The organism is uncultured Bacteroides sp., assembly GCF_905207245.1.
GTDB lineage: Bacteria > Bacteroidota > Bacteroidia > Bacteroidales > Bacteroidaceae > Bacteroides.
Window position 1 is genome coordinate 1 of the sequence record NZ_CAJLKP010000070.1, and the last position, 18,759, is coordinate 18,759.

The window sequence follows — 18,759 nt, forward strand, 5'->3', positions numbered from 1 at the left end:
CTCTCTCCCCACTTCACGGCTTCCGCCATGACACGCTTCACGTTGCAACGCTTCGCCATCTGATAGGCATGGAGCGTGTCACGGATGTTTTGTGGTTGCAGCACTTCGAGCGATAAGAGTTCTTCAGTAGGAACAGTAGCAAGCTGCTCATCCACTTCAGGAAGAAGCGCAGGCATACGGTGTCCCGACTGACTGGAAATCGTAATGCCGACACCGCCTTTGCAAATAACCTTGCCGACCTCTTCAAGCAACACCGCCGTGCCATATAAATCCACTTTCAATATTGTTTCAACGGATGCTTGACTGGGCGATACACCTGCGGCATTCACCAACATCGAGATTTCACCGTGCTTCTGTGCCTCTGCTATCAACCCCGATATAGAGGAACGTGAAGATAAATCCATCTCCATCGGCACTACATCAAATCCGGCATTGTTCATTGTCCGGGTGATGTCTTCCGCATTCTTCATACTTTTATCACTGAGGATAATTTTCTTTCCGGCTCCCATACGACGGGCTATTGCCATGCCTATCTGTCCGGCACCTGTCAGAATCATTACTTCCTTTTCCATTGTAAACTGTTTTATAAGTTAATATTTCTTCTTAATAAAGTCTTTTGCGCAATGCATAGAAACCGATGCAAGCCGATAATGCTAAAAACACTATACCCAAGCACAAGATGACGGAATAGCCGATATGGTCGGCCAAGAGCCCCCATCCGCCTGCGGTCAAAGCGCCACCACAAGCAAAGGCGATGGAGATGTTGGAATATATCTGTGCATAATTTCTGCTTCCGAAAACAGTTCTTACCAGCATCAGCGTTTGCACGGTTACTCCTGCATAAGCCCAGCCGAAAAGGAAACCGCCCGTGAGGGTCAGCCACAGTCCTGTAAAATGTCCGGTCAAGAGCAATATCAGTCCGGTAATGCCCAGCACGGCAGTCATCAAGACACCCAACCTGTTGTTATAGTCATTGACTGCTCCCAATGCTATTTTCCCAACTGTGGCTCCTATCATTACAGCCGAAGCGACAAAGGCGGCTTCTTCCAATGAAAAACGGAGTCCGGTCACATAATCGGGAATAAACAGGTTCAACGTGGATACTGAAATCATCAGAAAGGCAAACAGCAGCAGTGAGTAAAATTCCGGCATACGCAGTGCCTGTGTATATCCCACACCTTCACTTGCCTTTATGTTCTCCTTAATTACAGTCTCGCCATAAGACTGTACGTTCTTGTCTTCAGGGTAATCACGCAACATAAGTCCGATAACCGGACTTATTATAAGCAAGATGATAGCGCCGAAAATGCTATAAGTCATTCGCCAGCCATATTCGGTTATCAAGTAAGCCCCTAACGGATTGAACAGGACACCGCCTATGCCTGAAGCCGCACTGCAAATGCCAATGAAGAAACCTACACGGCTTTTAAACCAACGATTTATCAAAATGGGGAAACTCAGGTAGAGCAGAAATGCCAGCGTAACGCCCAGCACGCTGCCTGCCACATAAAACTGCCAGACTGAATTGAAGAAAGACATCACAACCAGACATACGCCCATCACTACCGAACTGACTGACAGCAATAGGCGTGCGCTGTATTTTTCCATCATCCGCCCTGCCACCGACAGGGCAAGCGACGATAACAAGTAATTAAGCGACATATATACGCCCAGTTTTCCCACCGATACCCCCAATTCCGTGCTGACGGGTTGGTAGAAAATCCCGGCACAACTCATCACCAATCCTACATTGACTCCCATTATCAGACAACAGCAGAATACAATGACATATCCGTAATGTATCACACCTTTATTCTTTATTATTCCTTGTTTCATATCGACTCGCTTTAGATTATTTTTCTGACGACAAAGATAGAGGTATCCTTTCCATTACCACTTAGCGGATTTACTGATTGACTTCATCATTTTACTGATTTTATACATAGAGTAACCGCCTGATTATTTGCAGCTTCACGAATTTACAGATTCGTTTACCCTATTTACAGATTTACTCATATCAGTGATTATCATTGTCAAGGAATGACTACCTTTACAGCGAAAATCATAAAGAACATGGAAAAGGAGGTATTAAATTTCAATTCTATAGCCGAATACAACGAGGTACTCGGCGTGGAGACTTTGCATCCGTTGGTCAGTATCATCGACTTGTCCAAAGCCAAGCCCATGCGCCACATGCGGCATACATTCAGCTTCTATTCAGTCTATCTGAAAGATGAGAAGAACTGCGACTTGCTCTATGGCCGTCGATACTACGATTATCGCAAAGGCTCTGTGCTCTGCATGGCTCCCGGTCAGGTTATTGGGGTAGAGGATAACGGCGAAGAATTTCAGCCTAAAGGCTGGGCATTGCTTTTTCACCCTGACTTGATTGTTGGAACACCTTTGAACAGACTGATGAAAGAATACACGTTCTTTTCTTATGAATCCAACGAAGCTCTCCATCTGTCCGAACGTGAGCGGGAAGTCTTTATGGACAGCCTGCACAAAATACAAGACGAAATGGAACATAGCATAGACCGTTTTAGCAAACGCCTGATTGCTTCCAATATCGGGTTGCTGCTGGATTATTGTCTCCGCTTCTACGAACGACAGTTCATTACCCGGCATGAGGTGAACAACGACATTATTTCACGTTTTGAAACATTGCTAAATCGCTATTTTGAGGGAGGGAAAGCAAAGACGGACGGAATTCCTTCGGTAAAATACTGCGCATCCGAACTTTGTCTGTCGCCAAATTATTTCGGTGACTTGATAAAAAAAGAAACAGGACGCACTCCAATAGAAACCATTCAGAATAAAACAGTGGAATTGGCGAAAGGTCTGCTTGCCGAGAAAGGAATGAGCATCAGTGAAATCGCCTATGAACTTGGCTTTCAATATCCGCAGCATTTTACCCGTATATTCAAGAAAATAGAAGGGTGCTCTCCAAATGGATATCGGCTGAAAATCTGATAAAAACATCGTTTTCCATTTGTGGAACGTTCCCAAATGAGTGTCATTTGGAGAAATATAAACAAAATATCGGTTGTCAGTTCTTTCATACCCAGAGAACTGAATGCCTTGTAACAGGTGAAAAGAAGGTCATGAATCAATGTGGGTGTGGTACTTTCAAACTCATATGTTATGATAGTCTTTATCTCGTTCTCTGCCAGAAACTCTTGCTCTTTCACGTCGGGGCTGATATGTAGAGTTTTTCGGCATCCTTGTATTCCACATGTGACTGTATATTGAAAATTGTTATGCTTTCTGCAACAGAAATGAAGGTAATAGGTAAATACTTTGTTTTATAGAGAATATCAAAAATCAATTTAATATTTTGGTTGTTTAGAATTAAATTTGTACTTTTGTAACAAAATCAAGGGCATAGACTCTTGATAACAATATGTAGAATCTCGGTTTTACCGAATCAATGATAACAGAACTCGTTTGCATCCCATATGAACTGCAGGCGAGTCATTTTTTATATGAGCAACCAGAAACCAAGGACTGTAGAAGACAAGGCATTATTTCTACGTTGTTGTATTTGTATAATGCTATATGTCCACAGAACACAATAAAAAAAGAAATACTCGATTTATTTGATATTTGAAAATCATCCTGATATCCCTATATTTAAATCAGGCTTTACAAAAGATTGGCGTAAAAATCCACTTTGGAGATAAACAGTATTATATAAAGAAAGTCGTTTAATCTGTAAATAACAAAGCTTGCCTGCACAACCCGTTCTCATCGATCATAAAAGTAATGGTAGCCACCGTAAATCTGAATTCGAGAATATGAAATGGCGTAAACCAAGTATAGCTGACACTATTAGGATAAAACATCTTTATAGCTCGTTCTGATAACCCGATATATCCAGATAAATTAATATATGAAATCTTAGGCCTGAAAGGAGAACTATTCTGAAAGATATATCTCCTCGCATACAAAGAATACTGCATGCAATTGTGGACACAGAAATCCGGTCTGTACAGGGAATGAATACAAAACGAGTTGTAGAATGTTTTAAGAAACGACTGATATAGATTTTTTAATAGATAAAAATATTCTGTTTTTTTCTGCATGTCCGAACAATTTGTCTTAATCAACAAAGTACAACATATAAATGTTCAGAAAAATCAATGGATATTTGCCTTTTTTCATATCCATCCTGTTCGTTACCTTCTGCAATCTGTCGAATTTCCTAAAAGTTTCTGTCAAATATCGGAGGAAAGCAAAAATCAAGATAAATCAGGATAACTATTCTGTATTTCAAGAGAGTAGTCCTGTTTCCCCAGTTTCTCGCTGTCTATCTGCTTGGTATTATTTTAGTTAAATATTCCGGCAAGAAGCCATCAGGCTCCATGCCCCTGAGAATATTTAAAACCTTTCATTATTGTTTTTCCCTTAACTTGAATTTCGGTAGGAAGTACCGGTTCACATACTCTCGCATCACCTCCGGCGGCATCTTTGTACCTCCTTGTTCCATTACCTGTTTAGCCACATCCGATGTCTTGGCAAAGGTCGCCCGAAAAGGTGTATCATTCAACCGGGCAGTAAGCCCCATTTCCCATTTCCATCCACTGCGCCTTTTTTACCATAACATCTTCATCCTCAATATAATATTCATATACACTCGGTTTGTAGCCGGACAATGAAGCCAATACATCGGGGGGCATCTGCGCAAAATGCTCCTCAATCTTGTCCGTCCAGTAACTTCCCAGCCCGTTCTCCTGGGCCATATCCCGGAACTGCATCACGGCATCAGCCGTCTGCCGGATAATATCTTCGGTACACCTGATACCAAACCGCCTGCCGAATTCTATCAGATCATTACGATTGATATCCGTCTTCTTACCACCCACTTTCAGATAATGCATCGGGTCGAATCTGTTACCCGGATTCAGGCAAGAGAAAGTCAGGTCATAAGCAGGTGTGATATGCCAGTCACCTCCCTCCTCCATCATGAACGAGAAGTTCTTGATGTGCGCATCCACATTGGTAGTGAGAATATTGAATACCATTCGGCGATAAGTTTCCTCCTTCTCCTTATAAGGAAGACCCAAATCCTCGCAGACATACATCAAATCCTCATAACTGTTGGCATCGGGATTCATAGCGGCAAGTGATTGCGTATGCACCTTCCTGCCATTCTTTCTGTCATATCGTTCGGTTAGGAAATGTTTGTCTCCGCCGATGGTTATCAGTTCGCAGGGCATCATGCCGATACCCGCCTTTTCAGCCATTTTACTATATATGAATTCCACCACGGTCAGAGAATAATAGTCTTTCTCCGCAAATTTTAGCAAATAATATGTATAATTCATCAGGCAGCATAATTTGCCCCGAACGGATTTCACCAGTCCGGTTGTTACGGGCGATTACCGCTTTGGTATGCTTCCGCCCGCTGAGGTACCCACCTCATAGAGGCTCTCCAACGATAAGTCCTCACCGGCAGCCACCACTTCCTCACGATTTTCAAGAATATCTTGCGCCTTGCGGTAGAAGTCATCCAGTTCGAGGCTCATCCCCGTACCGATTTCTTGTGAAGGTTCAAACTCCAATGCGCCCATCGCCCTATGCCCGATGAAAGACAGCTTGTCTACAGCCGTCAGGTCATGTTCATTGATGTAGTTCGCTTGTGTCCATGCAGAAAACACTGTGTTACCCCAGCGTCCCGGAAGGCTGTCGCTGATGAAGGCAGGCAGGCCATAGAAGATGTCATCGTATGGTTGTCCATAAAACGGCAGACGGTTCCGGGCTACATCGATGGAAGCCGTAAGTGGAGCGATGTCAATTCCCCCCTTCAGGAACTCACGGTTATATTCAAAAACCGCACGTTTGCGGCGGGTATCCCATGAGAGGCAGCCCACCTCACGTCCCCATATCATTACTCTCAGATTATTTTCCATGTCTGACACGTTTAGGTTTTTTCTGTTCTATCTTAGCCAATGCATAAGGCGACATCGGCAGTTCAGGAAGAATCTCCGCCAGCCCTTCGGCATAATCGATGGCTTTAAGCAACGCGATGAAGTTCCCCATCGTGATATTGTAAGTAAGCCCCAATTCAAAGCGTTTGATAGTAGGCAGACTTACCCCCGACTTCGCTGACACTTCCTCCTGCGTCATCTGCGAGGCGATACGATACTCCTTAAACCGTCGGCCAAGAGCCAATACGATGTCAGCCACTGGCATTCTTTTTATATTCTTAAATTCATCCATACAGCAAAGGTACATAAATGATACGTTATCTCAAAATATCTGATATAAAATATCATTTATGAACCTATATTTATTTAACGGATATAAAATTGCTCCACCTTGTAAACATACATATTCTCTCCAAAAATAGTGAAGCGATAAAATGGCCAAACTTATGCACAAAACAACAATTCAGATAATAAACCACGCCCATTTGACCGGATTTATTTTTTTACCCATTTCTTCAGTCTATCGACAAACCATTGTGGATAATAAGAAATCTCTCATACCAATGACCAAGTCTTATCTGTTCTTCCTTAGTCATTTTATCCGTTTTCACCTTCCTTATTCTTCAATTTCTGGAAAATATGCCATTCCTTATAATCCTCTTCTTCCAACTTCATCAGCTCTTCCTTCGACCACTCGCTTCCTTTTCTGTTAACCCATTTGAATGGAAAAGCAGCATTGGCAATCCTGTATAAAGACGGGGAAAGCTCCATATCAAAATGTTTGTCAAAAGGAACTGGAGCAAGAGGTACATAACCTATTTCATCAGGATCCTCAACCTCTTTTACATATTCATCTTGGGGAACTATCACCGTGCTCTCAGGCAGATGCTTCCAAAAAGTCATTGACACAAGTGGAATCTTCAGATAATAGTAATTGAATTTACTTCCTTCAATGATTCTGGGTTCTTTTATCCTTTTACGCCTGATACCCAACAGACTTCTTTCATATTTAACATATAAATAATCGATACCGACCATATAGATATCATAAGCATAGTGCTGATACACATTCACATAATAGCACTTACATGGATAGTCTTTATCAAAAGCGACTTCTATCTCCCGCTTTGTCGTATTTACCCTCCTCGTCGTATAGGTCTTCTTTATATATTCGCAATATTTACAAGCTATTCGCTCTTTATATTCATTTTGTATCGCAGTTTTAAATTTCGCACTGAACGAACCATTCGGGTCGGAAGCTATCGAAAGGTCAGACAGTATCTCATTTATAACCTCTTTCTCAAGCGAACTTTGTTTGAATAATTCCTCGACAGAAATTTGCTCTTGGCTCATTTCTATGGTCGTAGTTCGTTTTAGGGATATATGTTCCGGCTTTTCTATTGCGCGTATGATTTCCCCTTTCTTTGTTCCTGCCTCAATAGAATGTTCTTTGATGGCAAAATGGGTTCTGAAGATGAAAAACTCAGCATCTTTATTGCCAATAGATTTCCATCCTTTTTCCTTCGTTAAATCTATAATACCTGGTATAGAGAAATATCGTGTTTTCATATAAATCTGAATAAATGTTGCAAATATAACAATATTTATTTATGCAATATCTAAATATTCAGGCAAATATGGCGAACCTGACCAAGTCAGTTTACTTACATTTTTCTAAATTTCTCACACCAACAGATACCCCAACCGTATTGCCATAAAAACATATTCCCCCCATGTACTTTTCCATTATAGAATCTGAAACATTATGGATTGATTTTTGTATCACAAAAATCAATCCATAACAAATAATTATGATGAAATACTGGATAGCATCCGATATACACGGCTCACTGCTGGCACTGAACCAAGTTTGAATTTTTATAACAGGCTGTAAATAAGATAATATCTGTTCAAAGTATCTTATATCAAGTTAATATTAATAATGATTAGAGGAATCAATTTTTGTTCCACAGTTTCCACAGAAAACCTTGCCAGGAGACAATGGTGTGCCGCATGACGGGCAGAAACGCTGTGTATGCCCTTTCTCAACAGATGGGGCATAACTTATAGGAGATTCCGCTTCTGTAACAGTGGAGCCGGTATAGTTTGGCTGGGGCTCATTTTGTCCCTTTCGGAATAGCTCCTTGAACTTCTTGGAGAGCTCGCTCAGTTTGCCGTAAAGGTCGAAGGTGATTTGCGTATTCGGGGCCACTTGCATATAGCTGCTCATCATTTTTACCAGAATCCAGCTATCAATGAAGGCATATTTTACAGTCCATGCAAGAAGTAACGAGACGACGAATGCTACAAAACCACTCCATCCCAACAGCCGGAACAAGCCACCGAAGATAACGAATACCACCAATGTGACTATCACAACGGAAAGAATGACGACCAATGTGGTCTTTGCGGCATCTTTCAGCAATGTTTTCCAGTTCTGTGCATAAATCACTACCCCGTCGGCTGCCGATTTATAGGCATTCTGTTCGGGATGATAGAATGTATATCCCAGACAGCATTCATCAATATATCCCAGAGAGATGTCCAGAAACATATTCATTACATTCTTCACACCGTCTGCACCGGGAATGGCTCCCAGCAGTCCGCTGGTCAAACGTCCCAAAGCACGCTGGAGCTGTTTCACAGAACCGGCTATCAGTTTGTCCAGTGCAAAATAGACATTGGAAGTCCCGAAACGCTCTTTCACCATAGCCTTGCCCGTAGCGACCGGGTCGGCAGGTACGGTTCCGGTTTTGAATGCCATGGCAATCACCGCTACATGACCGGCCTTTACCAGATAGCCGATGTAATGGTTCAGGATAAAATTCACCACTCCCACTACTCCCAGCCAGATGAAGAACATTACCGCTCCTACCCCTTCGCTGGCGAAGAGTACGGATATGCCCATCAGGAGGGCAAAGAGCACAACGGCTATCAATATATTCAGCAGCCCAAGTCCCAGCTTTATCCAGCCGAAAACGAGAGTTTTGGAAAATACTTCTTTTGCTGTCATAATCATTTTAGTATTTTATATTTACCGATAACGGGGAGTTCTTTCGCCTTTCCATTCAGCGCATTGATGATTCCGATGACGGCCAATACCGTAAAGACGATGTAGACTAGGTTCAGAACCGTACCACAGAGTGAATATATCTCCCATAAACCCAGTCCCCGCCATAAAAGCGAGCGCAGGAGCATGGTAAGAATATAATCGACTATCCACCAGCCGAACAAGGCAATGAACAGTGTCAGTCCCTGGTTGGCATGATAGCGGGCGAACTTGGAGTCTTTCGCCGCAAATATCGGGATGAACACCAATATGCCGAAATAAGAAAGTATGGCCATTACCTTGTTCTGCTCAATATCTGCCTTGTCGAAGTTGGCAGTACTGTCAGTTGTATTGTTCAGGTTTCCCAGCTTATTACCCAAGGCATCGGCTGCTGCGTTTGCTTTTGTCGTTGCTTCTTGGCCTTCGGTTTGTACCGTCTGCGGTGCAGGTCGGGGTTCCGGGTTCTGTACTGTTTCATGGGCCGGTTGAGTCGCATTTATTTGCAAAGGTGCACCGCAAGCCGGACAGAACTTTACACCTTCTTCTACTTTTTGTCCGCATTTTCCACAGAATGCCATAGTTGTTTCCTCCTATCTTTTAGTTTATATCAGTAATGCTTGTTCCGTATTCTTTCAGTGCGTCTATCGTATCGCCAAAGAATAATCCTCCTACCAGAAAGAGCAATCCTCCCAGTAGCGATGCTATCACCATCCACACCAGCATGGCTCGGGCAAAGTTCCGTTTGTTCACCTTCTTGCAGCCGCCACATGCCCAGATGATCAATAGAATCAGATTGATGAATGGGAGCATCATCAGGAACATGATTCCGATGTAGCCTCCCGTCGAGATGGGCTCTTCCTGATAGGCAGTGGCCGTTGGTGCTGCATATATCGGAGCAGGCTGCGGTGCTTGCTGCATGGCTTGTTGTCCCGGTTGTGCAGGGACAGCCTCTTTCATAGCAGCGCCACATAAGGTACAAAACCTGATGCCGTCGGGTACTTGGTTTCCACAGTTAGTACAAAATGCCATAGTAAATCCTCCATTGTTTTTGTTGGTTATTCTACTTTCGTACCGCAGGAACCGCAGAAGTGATTACCTGCCGCTATCTCTATTCCACAATTGGGACAGAAACGTTTCCCGGCGGATACCGGAGCGGACAGTTTGCTTCCGCATTCCTGACAGAAGTTTGTTCCTTCAGGGTTGTAACTTCCGCAATTAGGGCAACAACGGCTTGCTTCTTTCGTTTCACGGTGGGCTGCTTCTTCGGCTTCGGCACGCTCCTTGGCTGCCTTTTCCTCTTTGGCTGTGCCCTTTTCAATGTCGAGCCGTTCCAGTTCAGCTTTCAGTTCCGGAAAACGTTCCGCACCGTCAGACTCATAAACTTGCCGTCCCAGCCGTGCATAAGCGGCTTCTTCTTTTTGCGTAAGGTCTTTCAAATCGTTTTGCGCGTTAAAGATCTTTACGTCAGGATCATCCTGCGGCATTATGCCGGAAAGTCCTTTTACTATTCCTTCCAATATTCCAGACATAGTTTTTACTTTTGGGGGTTACTCATTCGGCAAAGCTTACATCTATAAATTCCCGTACTGCCTTCACGCTCTTGTCAGGGGAAAGAATGGTGATTTCCACTTTATGTTTGCCGGTCGATAAATCCGGCGTATAATGGAATTTCACATTATACGAGTTGGTCAGTGCGCCAGTTACGGGAAGAGACTCCAGAGTTACTCCCTCAAAATTGGATGGAGCGTCAATGATATAAGTTCCTCCTGTATAGTCGGACATCAGCCACGGCTTTTCTTCATATAAATCCTGCCAGGAATAAGAATCATCATAGTAACTACTGCCACTGAACACGGAGTGAATGGTTCCTTGCCAAACTTTCCAGTCATCTTGGGAAGCGACGGAAGAGACAGAGAATTTGGCATTTCCATTGGGCTGGTTCGGTTCGTCTGTAAAGTTCACATAGATGCGGTTGGCTCCGGGGCGGAATGTATAATGCTCGTCTGCAAAATGTAAGGCTGCGGCTCCACATTCATACCATCCGGTACTATAATCGGACGCGGCTGTTTCCAGTTCAGCGGCACGTGTTCCCTCAAATTCTACGGTACGGTAGGTTCCTTGATATCCTTCTCTGTTCAGGTAGGCGGACAAGTCCTCATACGTGCCCAGATCTATACCTCCGTTAATATCCCCGTCATAACCTACGCAACCTAATTGCAGATCCAATAGTCCGGACAATTTTAATGACCAGGCATCAACCTCCTTCGCCAATTGATCGGCTTCCTCACTCATGCTACCGGAGTTATCTATCAGAAATACCACATCGGCAAGAGCCTTCTTGGCCGCCCGCGTTTCTCCGGTACTCTCGGCTTTAATGCTCCGGGGTACACCGTCTATTTCCAGCCAGATGTTCTGTTCACCCGTAGCAGTGCCATGGAGTTTCATCCATTCACCGGTTAATTTGTTGAAGATACCCGTCATATTCATATTGACTACCTTATAGCCATTCAGCTTTTCCGTAGCAAAGCCCACATTAGGAATACTGACGTTGGATTCTGCTGGATTGACTTCCGGACTGGGCGTTGCTTTGCTGTTGTCGGGAATTCCGGTTGCGAGTTCAATATCCTTGCCGGAATCATCATCTTTGCTACAGTTTGTCAATAACAAACCAAGCGATACTAACAATAACCATCTGAGTTTCATAATCTTCTTTTTTTAAGGTTCAACATTATTTTATAATTGTAAACTGCTATGTCCGCATAGTCCGCATAAGCATAATAGACAGTGGAATGCGTTTCCCTGATTTTTTAATTGACAGAATCCGACTCTGTTTTTCAGTTCTTCACCCGCATTTACCGCAACAAGTCATAGTCGTTTTGTTTTTATTTTATCCATGTTACTTCTGTCGTTTTACCGAATGCCGTATCGGGGATGTCGAACGATAAGGCAACGACCTCACTGGTTGTCTTTCCGTCGAGTTTTGTCCGCATGGTGATTCCGTTCCAGACTGCTATTTCACCCTGCTTGTCTTTGTTGTAAAATCCGTCATAAACGGCGATATTCAAATTCTCTGTCAACTGACCGGAATAGACATCGCACTCTTTACCACATATTTGGGTCGTGACGGTTTTCGAATAGCCTTTGGCTGTGAAATATCGAGTGAGATCCTGGATGTCACTTGAGTAATAATTATTTACCGTCTGACGAGCACTTATATCCCCGATGTTCCACGAACCATCATCATACCCGTATCCCGTGTATCCTTCTCCTTTGATGTAAGTTTCGATGTAAACCGATTGTTCACCGTTGGATCCGAAGATATCCAAGCGTTTGTCACTTCCTTTGCGGGTGTAGATACACGTACCACCGTCCACTGAGTATTTTGCGGCGAAGCCGCTCTCTTTCATTTTTTCGATTTTTGTTTCGGCTTTTCCCGTTGCCGTTTTCTTGTTGGCGTTTCCGCCGCTGCATGCGGTAAACATCGTTACTGCTGCCAGCCACATCATTGCTGTAAAAATCATTTTCATACCGTTACTATTTAATGTAAGTTATTGATTCTTTACGGCTTAAAACTAAAATTATTGTGCTTTCATAACCGTAAATCCGAATCGACCGAACAAATCCAAATCAGCTTCTACATGACACTGATATTTCACTCCATTATAGGTATATGTCCACCAGTGTGTTGTGCCTGTTCCCTCGTTTTCCGAAATCGGGTCGATGGAAGAAGCGTTGGCGGCACAAGCCTTGTAAAGTTTGTTGGCCCACGCTCTTGCGTCGGCAAAAGCCGGGATGTAACCGCTGCGGAACTTGGCTTCAAGTATGCCGGAGTAAGGGGTTCCGGCCGGTAGTTGAGCATATACATACTTGTCCGAACGAAGCACATTGGCCTTGAACACTTCCGTGTGCTTTGGAATAAACCCGCTTTCGTCCGTTATGCCCATATCTTTCAAGATACCTTTCTGGTGGTTCAGATCCTGCATGGTGCGGGCGAAAGGTGTTAACTCAATCGCCATCGAAGAGCCGGGAACTTTCATACCTTTACCTTCGCGAAACACGATATCGTTGTCAAACCGGCATTGCATTTTTACATAGATCGACTGGTTGTCGCCACCCGTACCAACAGGAAAATAATATTCGATATTTATCCCGCCCCGATACGCAGAACCACGAAGTATCTGCTTTTTCGACTCCTTGTGCCGATTGCGATGCAAAAATCCACGATTATCCATCTGCTCGATCCACGCCATCACTTGTTGTGGTGTCGCATCATAAACTACCAACGGATAACTATCAGCCGAACCTTTGTCGGCATACAGTAGTTTAGCACCTTCCACCTGCGGGATGTTCAGCGGACCGAACACCTCGTGCGGAAAACTCGCAGTTTTGGCATTGGTTGATGCAATTCCAAACACGGCAAGAAACATAAAAAGTAATCTTTTCATAATATTTTGCTGTTTATTGTTTATTTTCCAATAGTACTATCAGAGTCTCCAAACGATACATTCAAGTGGTTCTTAGTGCGAAGTTGAATATTCCAAATTATTATACCATCGGGCGGCAATGTCGGCATAAGAGTAACAGACTGTCTTTTTGCTTAGCAACATATCGAGATGAAATGTTTTCCGATCCTGTTGCTGCCGCAATACATCCGGCGAAGCGGCAAAGCTGAAATTGTAGGCGGTGGCCAACAGCCGCACACGCTCTTCAGCCAAGAGTGTCGCAAACGAAGGTTCCCGCTCCAGCATCAATCGGACGAAAACAGCGACATACACACATTGCCATCTGTCATCGGTAAGCCGTTTGAGCCGATGCCGACGGGACTCACGGCTGTTTTGCAAATCGAAATACAGTTTGTACGTGTGCCGCAACGGACTGTTCATCCACGCCCTCTCGACCTGCTCGGCGAACGATGGTTTCATCTGGAAAGCGCCTATGGAGAAATTGGCCGACTCCTTGCCGCCTTGCACGTACAGCACATGAAGCGCCGCCTGCTCCATACAGTCCTTCAGGCGCGAATAGCGCAACCGTTCAGGGAAGATTATGGCCTCGCACTCGGCAGCATCCGCATCCAGAGAAACGAATATCTCACTCCATTCGGCTCGTCGGCAGGCTGCGTTTTCGGCAGCCCACGTCCAGTCCGCATCGAATGTCCGGGCGTAATCCCCGGAGCCTCCGGCAACGGGTAATGCCGCGGACAGCGTAGCCATCAGTATCAGAGCTTGTAGGTACATTTCATCAACCCCTCATTCGAATAATCCAGAATGATAAATTCCAATCTGTCGGAGTGGCGGCTCATGACAAGCGGATAGAGTATGGTTCCGTCGTGCAGCGTGAGCGACCCGTCGCGGCTATACACGGCCTTGCGTCCACCCCCGCGGAGGGGTATTTCGCCGTAGGTCTCGGCGGGTCTTGAAGCCTTGACTCGGAAATCGAACGGGCCGTCGCCGTCCAGCCTGGTTCGCTTGCCGCCCGAAATCTCGTAGTAACTATTGTCGGTCTCGTTGTGAACCAACAACCTGCTGTTCTTGACGAAATCATCGACAACGCTGCCGCCGGCGACAAACCCTCCGGCAAATCCGCTTTCGGCCAAAAGCAGACGTTCGCCCTCTTTCAAGAGCGCGATCTTGTCATTTTTCACGGGCAATACCCCCGGTTGCGGGAACGAGGTGTAGGCTTCATTGAGAATGTCGATGCAATCGGTCACCACGTTAAGCGGCGCACGCCTTGCGGCACATCGTGGAATTAACTCTCCATCCGCCATGTCCGCATATAATTGTTCGGCCTCCGTCATCATTTTTTTTGCATTATCCAGACGCAATCGCAATCCGGACAAATAGATTGTCGCCGCACGGGTACGATAGTTTTTCATAAGCCTGTCGGCTTCGTCGTAGAGGGAGTGAATCTTGACGGGATTACTCTCCGCCCATATCTGCTCGTAGATGCCTTTGAGTTGCGACTCGTATTCCTCGGCTATCTGCCGGCAATCCTTCACCACGCCGTCTTCCGTTTTCCGCAATGCGGCTACCTTGTCGGCGTAAGCCGATGCCCTATCCTGGTACTTTGCGACCTTTGCAGAAAAAGCCGCCGATTTCTCTGCCGTCGCTATGACCCCAGACATGCTGTTCATCATCTCTTGAAGCATGGGCATCATCTCCTCGCTTATTTCCGCAGCTCGTTTCTTGTCGGCTTCGGTGAGGGTGCCTTTTCGCTCTTTGGCCTCTATGGCCTCTATCTCTTTCTGCAACTGGTCCAGACGCCCCTTTTTCGATGCCGCCATGTTGGAGATGTCTTCCGGACTGTTGCCTCCCATCATGTGGGCGGAGGCCTTATCTGTGAGCCGTTGCCGTTCGGACTCCGTGATATTGGGGTCTTCCAGCCGTTTCATCTCCTCGACGCTCAAGCCCAATATGCCGGTCAGCTCCCTGTAGATGTTTTCGCGTGCCGCCGCCATCTCCTCATCGGAACAGGCGTACTGCCGGTCGAGTTCATCCACCCGCATGTCGATGGCCGACAACTTGTTGTAATAGGCCGTGCGCGAGGCATCCGAGGGGGCGGCAATCTCGTTTGCCGAAGGCAGGGCGGGTAGCTCTTTGAGCAATGCCCGTGCATTGGCGGCACGGCTGGGCTGAACCTCGCCGTCCCATATCACGGTGCTCTGACGCAGCTTGGGCACGATGTCGGTTGCGGATACCTGTGCCGTGGGTACGGCCGTATCTTCGTTTTGATTTCGAGTTGGTTCGTCCTCCTGTTCCATGCCGACCGTTTTCTCCACTTTCTGCTTCAGTTTCTTCAGAAAGCCTTGGCCGTATGTGTCCATCGGTACAAAAGCCAAGGATAATATACTTATCAGTGTCAGTAAAACATTCTTTTTCATAATCTGTCTTTTTTTAAGTTGAAAAGGCGGCGGCCCGCACCTGTACTGTGCGTGGCGGCGGGCTGCTGCCGAAAATCTGCTTATTCCCTATTCAGGGGAGTGTGTTCCTCAGACAAGCGGCACCACCATAATCGGATAGGAATTTCCGTCCGGCGCCTCATTTCTGCTTGTATCGAAATTGATGCTTATTGGAATTTCCAGTTACCGTAACATCAGTAAATACCAAAATTTAGCTTTCATAATTCAGGAATGTAAATGGGTTATGTTTTCATTCGCACCAGAGCCTATGCTCTTAACCGAGAGAACTTAAAACTTAAACACACCGCCCAATGAAACTACCGGCCGGTCAAAATCGCTGACCAATTGATATTTGATTTCAAGATTCAAGGCAAAGTTTTCAGTCAGCCAGTATTGTGCACCCCCACCGAGATTGGCACCGAATTTCGTTTCGGATGCGCTGGTCTTGCCACCGTATTCTTCTACCAGGTCTCCCCATTCTCCCAATGCGTCTCCATAGTCGGCTTTAACACCGAGAAACGTAATACCTGCCAATGGATAAATCACGAAGCTGTCTCCGACGTGGAAAAGATAATGTACGTTGGCATTGATATCCCACATGCTCATATAATCCTTTTTCAGAAAATAGGATGCTGACGGTTCAATGCGGATAGCATCGGTAATGTTGTATTGGAACTTGGCACCGATACCAAAATTCTTGTAATCACTATGCAGACCATAAGATAAGTTGAGCCCTGCGGCCATATCACCCTTTTCTTGGGCGTTTACTGAACAAGCAACCAAAGCTGCAACTAAAATGAACATTGCTTTTCTGAATAAATTTGTGATTTTCATAATCATTGAATATTTAAATTTGTCCTACTCGTATAGCTTTTCGGTTCCGCTTTTTATGCTATGATATCAATCAAAAAAATCTTTCTTTAAAGAGGGAAACGCCCATAATACAGTCATAATATTCGAACTAGACAAAGCTTGAAAGGACGTCTCCCCCAGAAAAAGAGTGTTTTACCTTCACAGGTCTCTTTGGAAGCCCTGAAGCTCCTGATGTGTTTCACTTGGGAGGGTACATTATCTCAAGCGCTTTCTTTATAGCTCCACACTTTTCTCCTACGAAGTCATCGTTATCAATAGTAACTTTCTTGCCATCGCGCTTTACGCTGTTTATTCCACTTTCCGGGTTACTCATCTGTTCCTTCCATTCGGCCTCGGAATACTTGGCGGCTTCTTCTATCGAATAGGTTTCTACCAATATGCATTTGGTGCAAAGGGCATCATCTCCGCTGCCATTGAAAGTCAGTGTATAGACACCGCTGGCACTGACGCCTGCTGATGTTACCTTGAATCCGAAAGTAGCTGTATTGCCGTCTTTCTTCCAGCCCATTACCCCGGTGATAGCGGGCTCTTCCGTTTCGTCGTCATCGTCGCCGCATGCTGTGAGCAAGGGCAGACTGCATACCGTCATGAATAGTATGAAAAGGAAGTTCCATTTTAATAATGTTCTCATAGTTTTTCAATTTTAATAAGTTGTCCTACTCGTATAGCTTTTCGGTTCCGCTTCTTGTTTCCACTAATATTGTTACAATACCTATATCTTCACAAACTCCACCCGGCGGTTCTTGGCGCGTCCTTCGTCCGTCCCATTATCGGCGATGGGGGTGGTCTGTCCTTTGCCGGAGGAGGTGAGACGGTCGGCGGCGATGCCCAGTTCCACAAGTTTGTCGACAATGGCTTTGCTTCGGGCTTCGCTCAAGGTCTGGTTAGCGGTGGCGTTGCCCGTACTGTCGGTATGGCCTTCAACGGAGAATTTGAGACCGGGGTTATCAGTCATCAGTTTAACGATGCGGTTGATCTCGCCCATGCTTTCGGGTTTGATGGTGGATTTGCCAACGTCGAAGGTGATGCCGTAGGTGATGAATTTACCTTCGGACATCATGCGGTCGTAGAGGGGAACGGCGCCTTTGGCGATGCGGATGTTCTTCATATATTTATCCTTTCCCTCAGTTCCTTGTCCTGTCCACCACGTTACCCAACCTGCCCCTGCTTTCACATTGGGTACATTAGCTACACGCTTTCCATCGTAATATACTTTTAACGCACGTTTATTGAACGACAATGCAACATGATGCCACTTCCCGTCGGGAAACTGATAACTTGGACCGGCTCCGCTACTTCTTTCATCATTGGTATTTGTCCAAGAGTAGCTTAAAGGACAATCATAACTTGACCATGACCATTTCACTGTATATGTATCGTGATCTCGACCTGCTGAAGGTTGCATAAAGTCAAGTTCAAAAATGCCCTCTGCATTGTCTGTTGGGCACATTATATCAAATTCGAGAGTGAACACATCGCTCAAATAGTTTTTCGGCTCTTTCATAAGGGGTGAAATCCAACTGTCATTTCCGATAAGACATAGCACTTTTTCGCCATTAATCATAGCAACTTCGGCATTGCCACGTTCCAGATTCCATTTACTTGGAAATTCGCCCACTTGTTCGCTTGCAAGGTTGTCATCAAAAATAATCTCATCTCCCGGTACAAAATCGCTCTTGGCATACGTCATTTCGAGAGATTGTCCTTTTTGCTGTTGCTGTCCTCCCTCTTGTGTCGCAACTTTTCCGTCGGCATCCTCGGTAGAGTCGTTTGTTTTTTCTTTCTTGTCCTTTCCCTTCACCGCATCTTCCGCTCCATCAAAAGCTCCGTCCACCGTTTTGTCCACGGCATCGTCCACCTTTCGTTCCACCTTGTTCTTTGCACGTTCTTTGGCACGTTCCACTGCTTTCTGGCCTACTTTTTTCAGCCATTGCGCTTGTACATCCGCTGCTCCTGTCATGAGGAACAATACGGAAAGAATAAATACCAGTTTCTTCATATACTCCACTTTA

At 45.2% G+C, this 18,759-nt stretch carries 19 protein-coding genes; 1 reads left to right on the forward strand and 18 read right to left on the reverse strand.

The window, feature by feature from the left end; all coding sequences use genetic code 11:
• Together QZ135_RS18350 and QZ135_RS18355 are read right to left on the reverse strand one after the other, a co-directional pair.
• Positions 1-572: SDR family oxidoreductase (locus tag QZ135_RS18350; protein ID WP_294612614.1), on the reverse strand; the 572-nt coding region annotated here is incomplete at its 3' end.
• 31 nt (positions 573-603) lie between these two features.
• Positions 604-1,836, reverse strand: a complete 1,233-nt coding sequence (locus QZ135_RS18355) for an MFS transporter (protein WP_294612616.1) — start codon at positions 1,834-1,836, stop codon at positions 604-606.
• A gap of 237 nt (positions 1,837-2,073) precedes the next feature.
• Between QZ135_RS18355 and QZ135_RS18360 the strand changes: the two genes are divergently transcribed.
• Positions 2,074-2,973 carry a helix-turn-helix domain-containing protein gene (locus QZ135_RS18360; RefSeq protein WP_294612619.1) on the forward strand — a complete coding sequence of 300 codons (900 nt, stop codon included), beginning with the start codon at positions 2,074-2,076 and terminating at the stop codon, positions 2,971-2,973.
• 1,568 nt (positions 2,974-4,541) lie between these two features.
• Here QZ135_RS18360 and QZ135_RS18365 read toward each other — a convergent pair.
• From QZ135_RS18365 to QZ135_RS18440, 16 genes are all read right to left on the reverse strand, one after another.
• Positions 4,542-5,327: a HipA domain-containing protein gene (locus tag QZ135_RS18365; protein WP_294612621.1), complete on the reverse strand. Its 786-nt coding sequence runs from the start codon at positions 5,325-5,327 to the stop codon at positions 4,542-4,544.
• A gap of 54 nt (positions 5,328-5,381) precedes the next feature.
• Positions 5,382-5,912 carry a HipA N-terminal domain-containing protein gene (locus QZ135_RS18370; protein ID WP_294612623.1) on the reverse strand — a complete coding sequence of 177 codons (531 nt, stop codon included), beginning with the start codon at positions 5,910-5,912 and terminating at the stop codon, positions 5,382-5,384.
• Complete coding sequence (locus QZ135_RS18375) at positions 5,902-6,222, reverse strand: helix-turn-helix transcriptional regulator (RefSeq protein WP_294612626.1); 321 nt, start codon at positions 6,220-6,222, stop codon at positions 5,902-5,904. The genes QZ135_RS18370 and QZ135_RS18375 overlap by 11 nt, the downstream gene beginning before the upstream one ends.
• 305 nt (positions 6,223-6,527) lie before the next feature.
• Positions 6,528-7,499, reverse strand: a complete 972-nt coding sequence (locus QZ135_RS18380) for a hypothetical protein (protein WP_294612630.1) — start codon at positions 7,497-7,499, stop codon at positions 6,528-6,530.
• A gap of 367 nt (positions 7,500-7,866) precedes the next feature.
• Positions 7,867-8,943, reverse strand: a complete 1,077-nt coding sequence (locus QZ135_RS18385) for a zinc ribbon domain-containing protein (RefSeq protein ID WP_294612633.1) — start codon at positions 8,941-8,943, stop codon at positions 7,867-7,869.
• Positions 8,944-8,945: 2 nt separating this feature from the next.
• Entirely contained in the window at positions 8,946-9,557 is a 612-nt protein-coding gene (locus tag QZ135_RS18390; protein ID WP_294612638.1) for a zinc-ribbon domain-containing protein, read from the reverse strand.
• 19 nt (positions 9,558-9,576) lie between these two features.
• The gene (locus QZ135_RS18395) at positions 9,577-10,008 is read right to left on the reverse strand and encodes a zinc ribbon domain-containing protein (protein ID WP_294612641.1); all 432 of its coding nucleotides are present in this window, start codon (positions 10,006-10,008) and stop codon (positions 9,577-9,579) included.
• Between the two features lie 26 nt (positions 10,009-10,034).
• Positions 10,035-10,508, reverse strand: coding sequence for a zinc ribbon domain-containing protein (locus tag QZ135_RS18400; protein ID WP_294612644.1), 474 nt, complete (start codon positions 10,506-10,508; stop codon positions 10,035-10,037).
• A 22-nt stretch (positions 10,509-10,530) separates the two neighbouring features.
• Entirely contained in the window at positions 10,531-11,682 is a 1,152-nt protein-coding gene (locus QZ135_RS18405; RefSeq protein ID WP_294612647.1) for a vWA domain-containing protein, read from the reverse strand.
• A gap of 179 nt (positions 11,683-11,861) precedes the next feature.
• The gene (locus QZ135_RS18410) at positions 11,862-12,506 is read right to left on the reverse strand and encodes a hypothetical protein (protein WP_294612649.1); all 645 of its coding nucleotides are present in this window, start codon (positions 12,504-12,506) and stop codon (positions 11,862-11,864) included.
• A gap of 51 nt (positions 12,507-12,557) precedes the next feature.
• Positions 12,558-13,424 carry a hypothetical protein gene (locus QZ135_RS18415; protein ID WP_294612652.1) on the reverse strand — a complete coding sequence of 289 codons (867 nt, stop codon included), beginning with the start codon at positions 13,422-13,424 and terminating at the stop codon, positions 12,558-12,560.
• A 72-nt stretch (positions 13,425-13,496) separates the two neighbouring features.
• On the reverse strand, positions 13,497-14,189 hold the full coding sequence (locus tag QZ135_RS18420; RefSeq protein ID WP_167332525.1) for a hypothetical protein: 693 nt from the start codon (positions 14,187-14,189) through the stop codon (positions 13,497-13,499).
• Between the two features lie 5 nt (positions 14,190-14,194).
• Positions 14,195-15,856 (reverse strand): hypothetical protein, encoded by a 1,662-nt coding sequence (locus tag QZ135_RS18425; protein ID WP_294612657.1) that lies wholly within the window; start codon positions 15,854-15,856, stop codon positions 14,195-14,197.
• A gap of 306 nt (positions 15,857-16,162) precedes the next feature.
• Entirely contained in the window at positions 16,163-16,708 is a 546-nt protein-coding gene (locus QZ135_RS18430) for a porin family protein (RefSeq protein ID WP_244436485.1), read from the reverse strand.
• A gap of 217 nt (positions 16,709-16,925) precedes the next feature.
• Positions 16,926-17,378 carry a hypothetical protein gene (locus tag QZ135_RS18435; RefSeq protein ID WP_294612663.1) on the reverse strand — a complete coding sequence of 151 codons (453 nt, stop codon included), beginning with the start codon at positions 17,376-17,378 and terminating at the stop codon, positions 16,926-16,928.
• A gap of 81 nt (positions 17,379-17,459) precedes the next feature.
• Complete coding sequence (locus QZ135_RS18440; RefSeq protein WP_294612666.1) at positions 17,460-18,746, reverse strand: OmpA family protein; 1,287 nt, start codon at positions 18,744-18,746, stop codon at positions 17,460-17,462.
• Between the last annotated feature and the right edge of the window lie 13 nt (positions 18,747-18,759).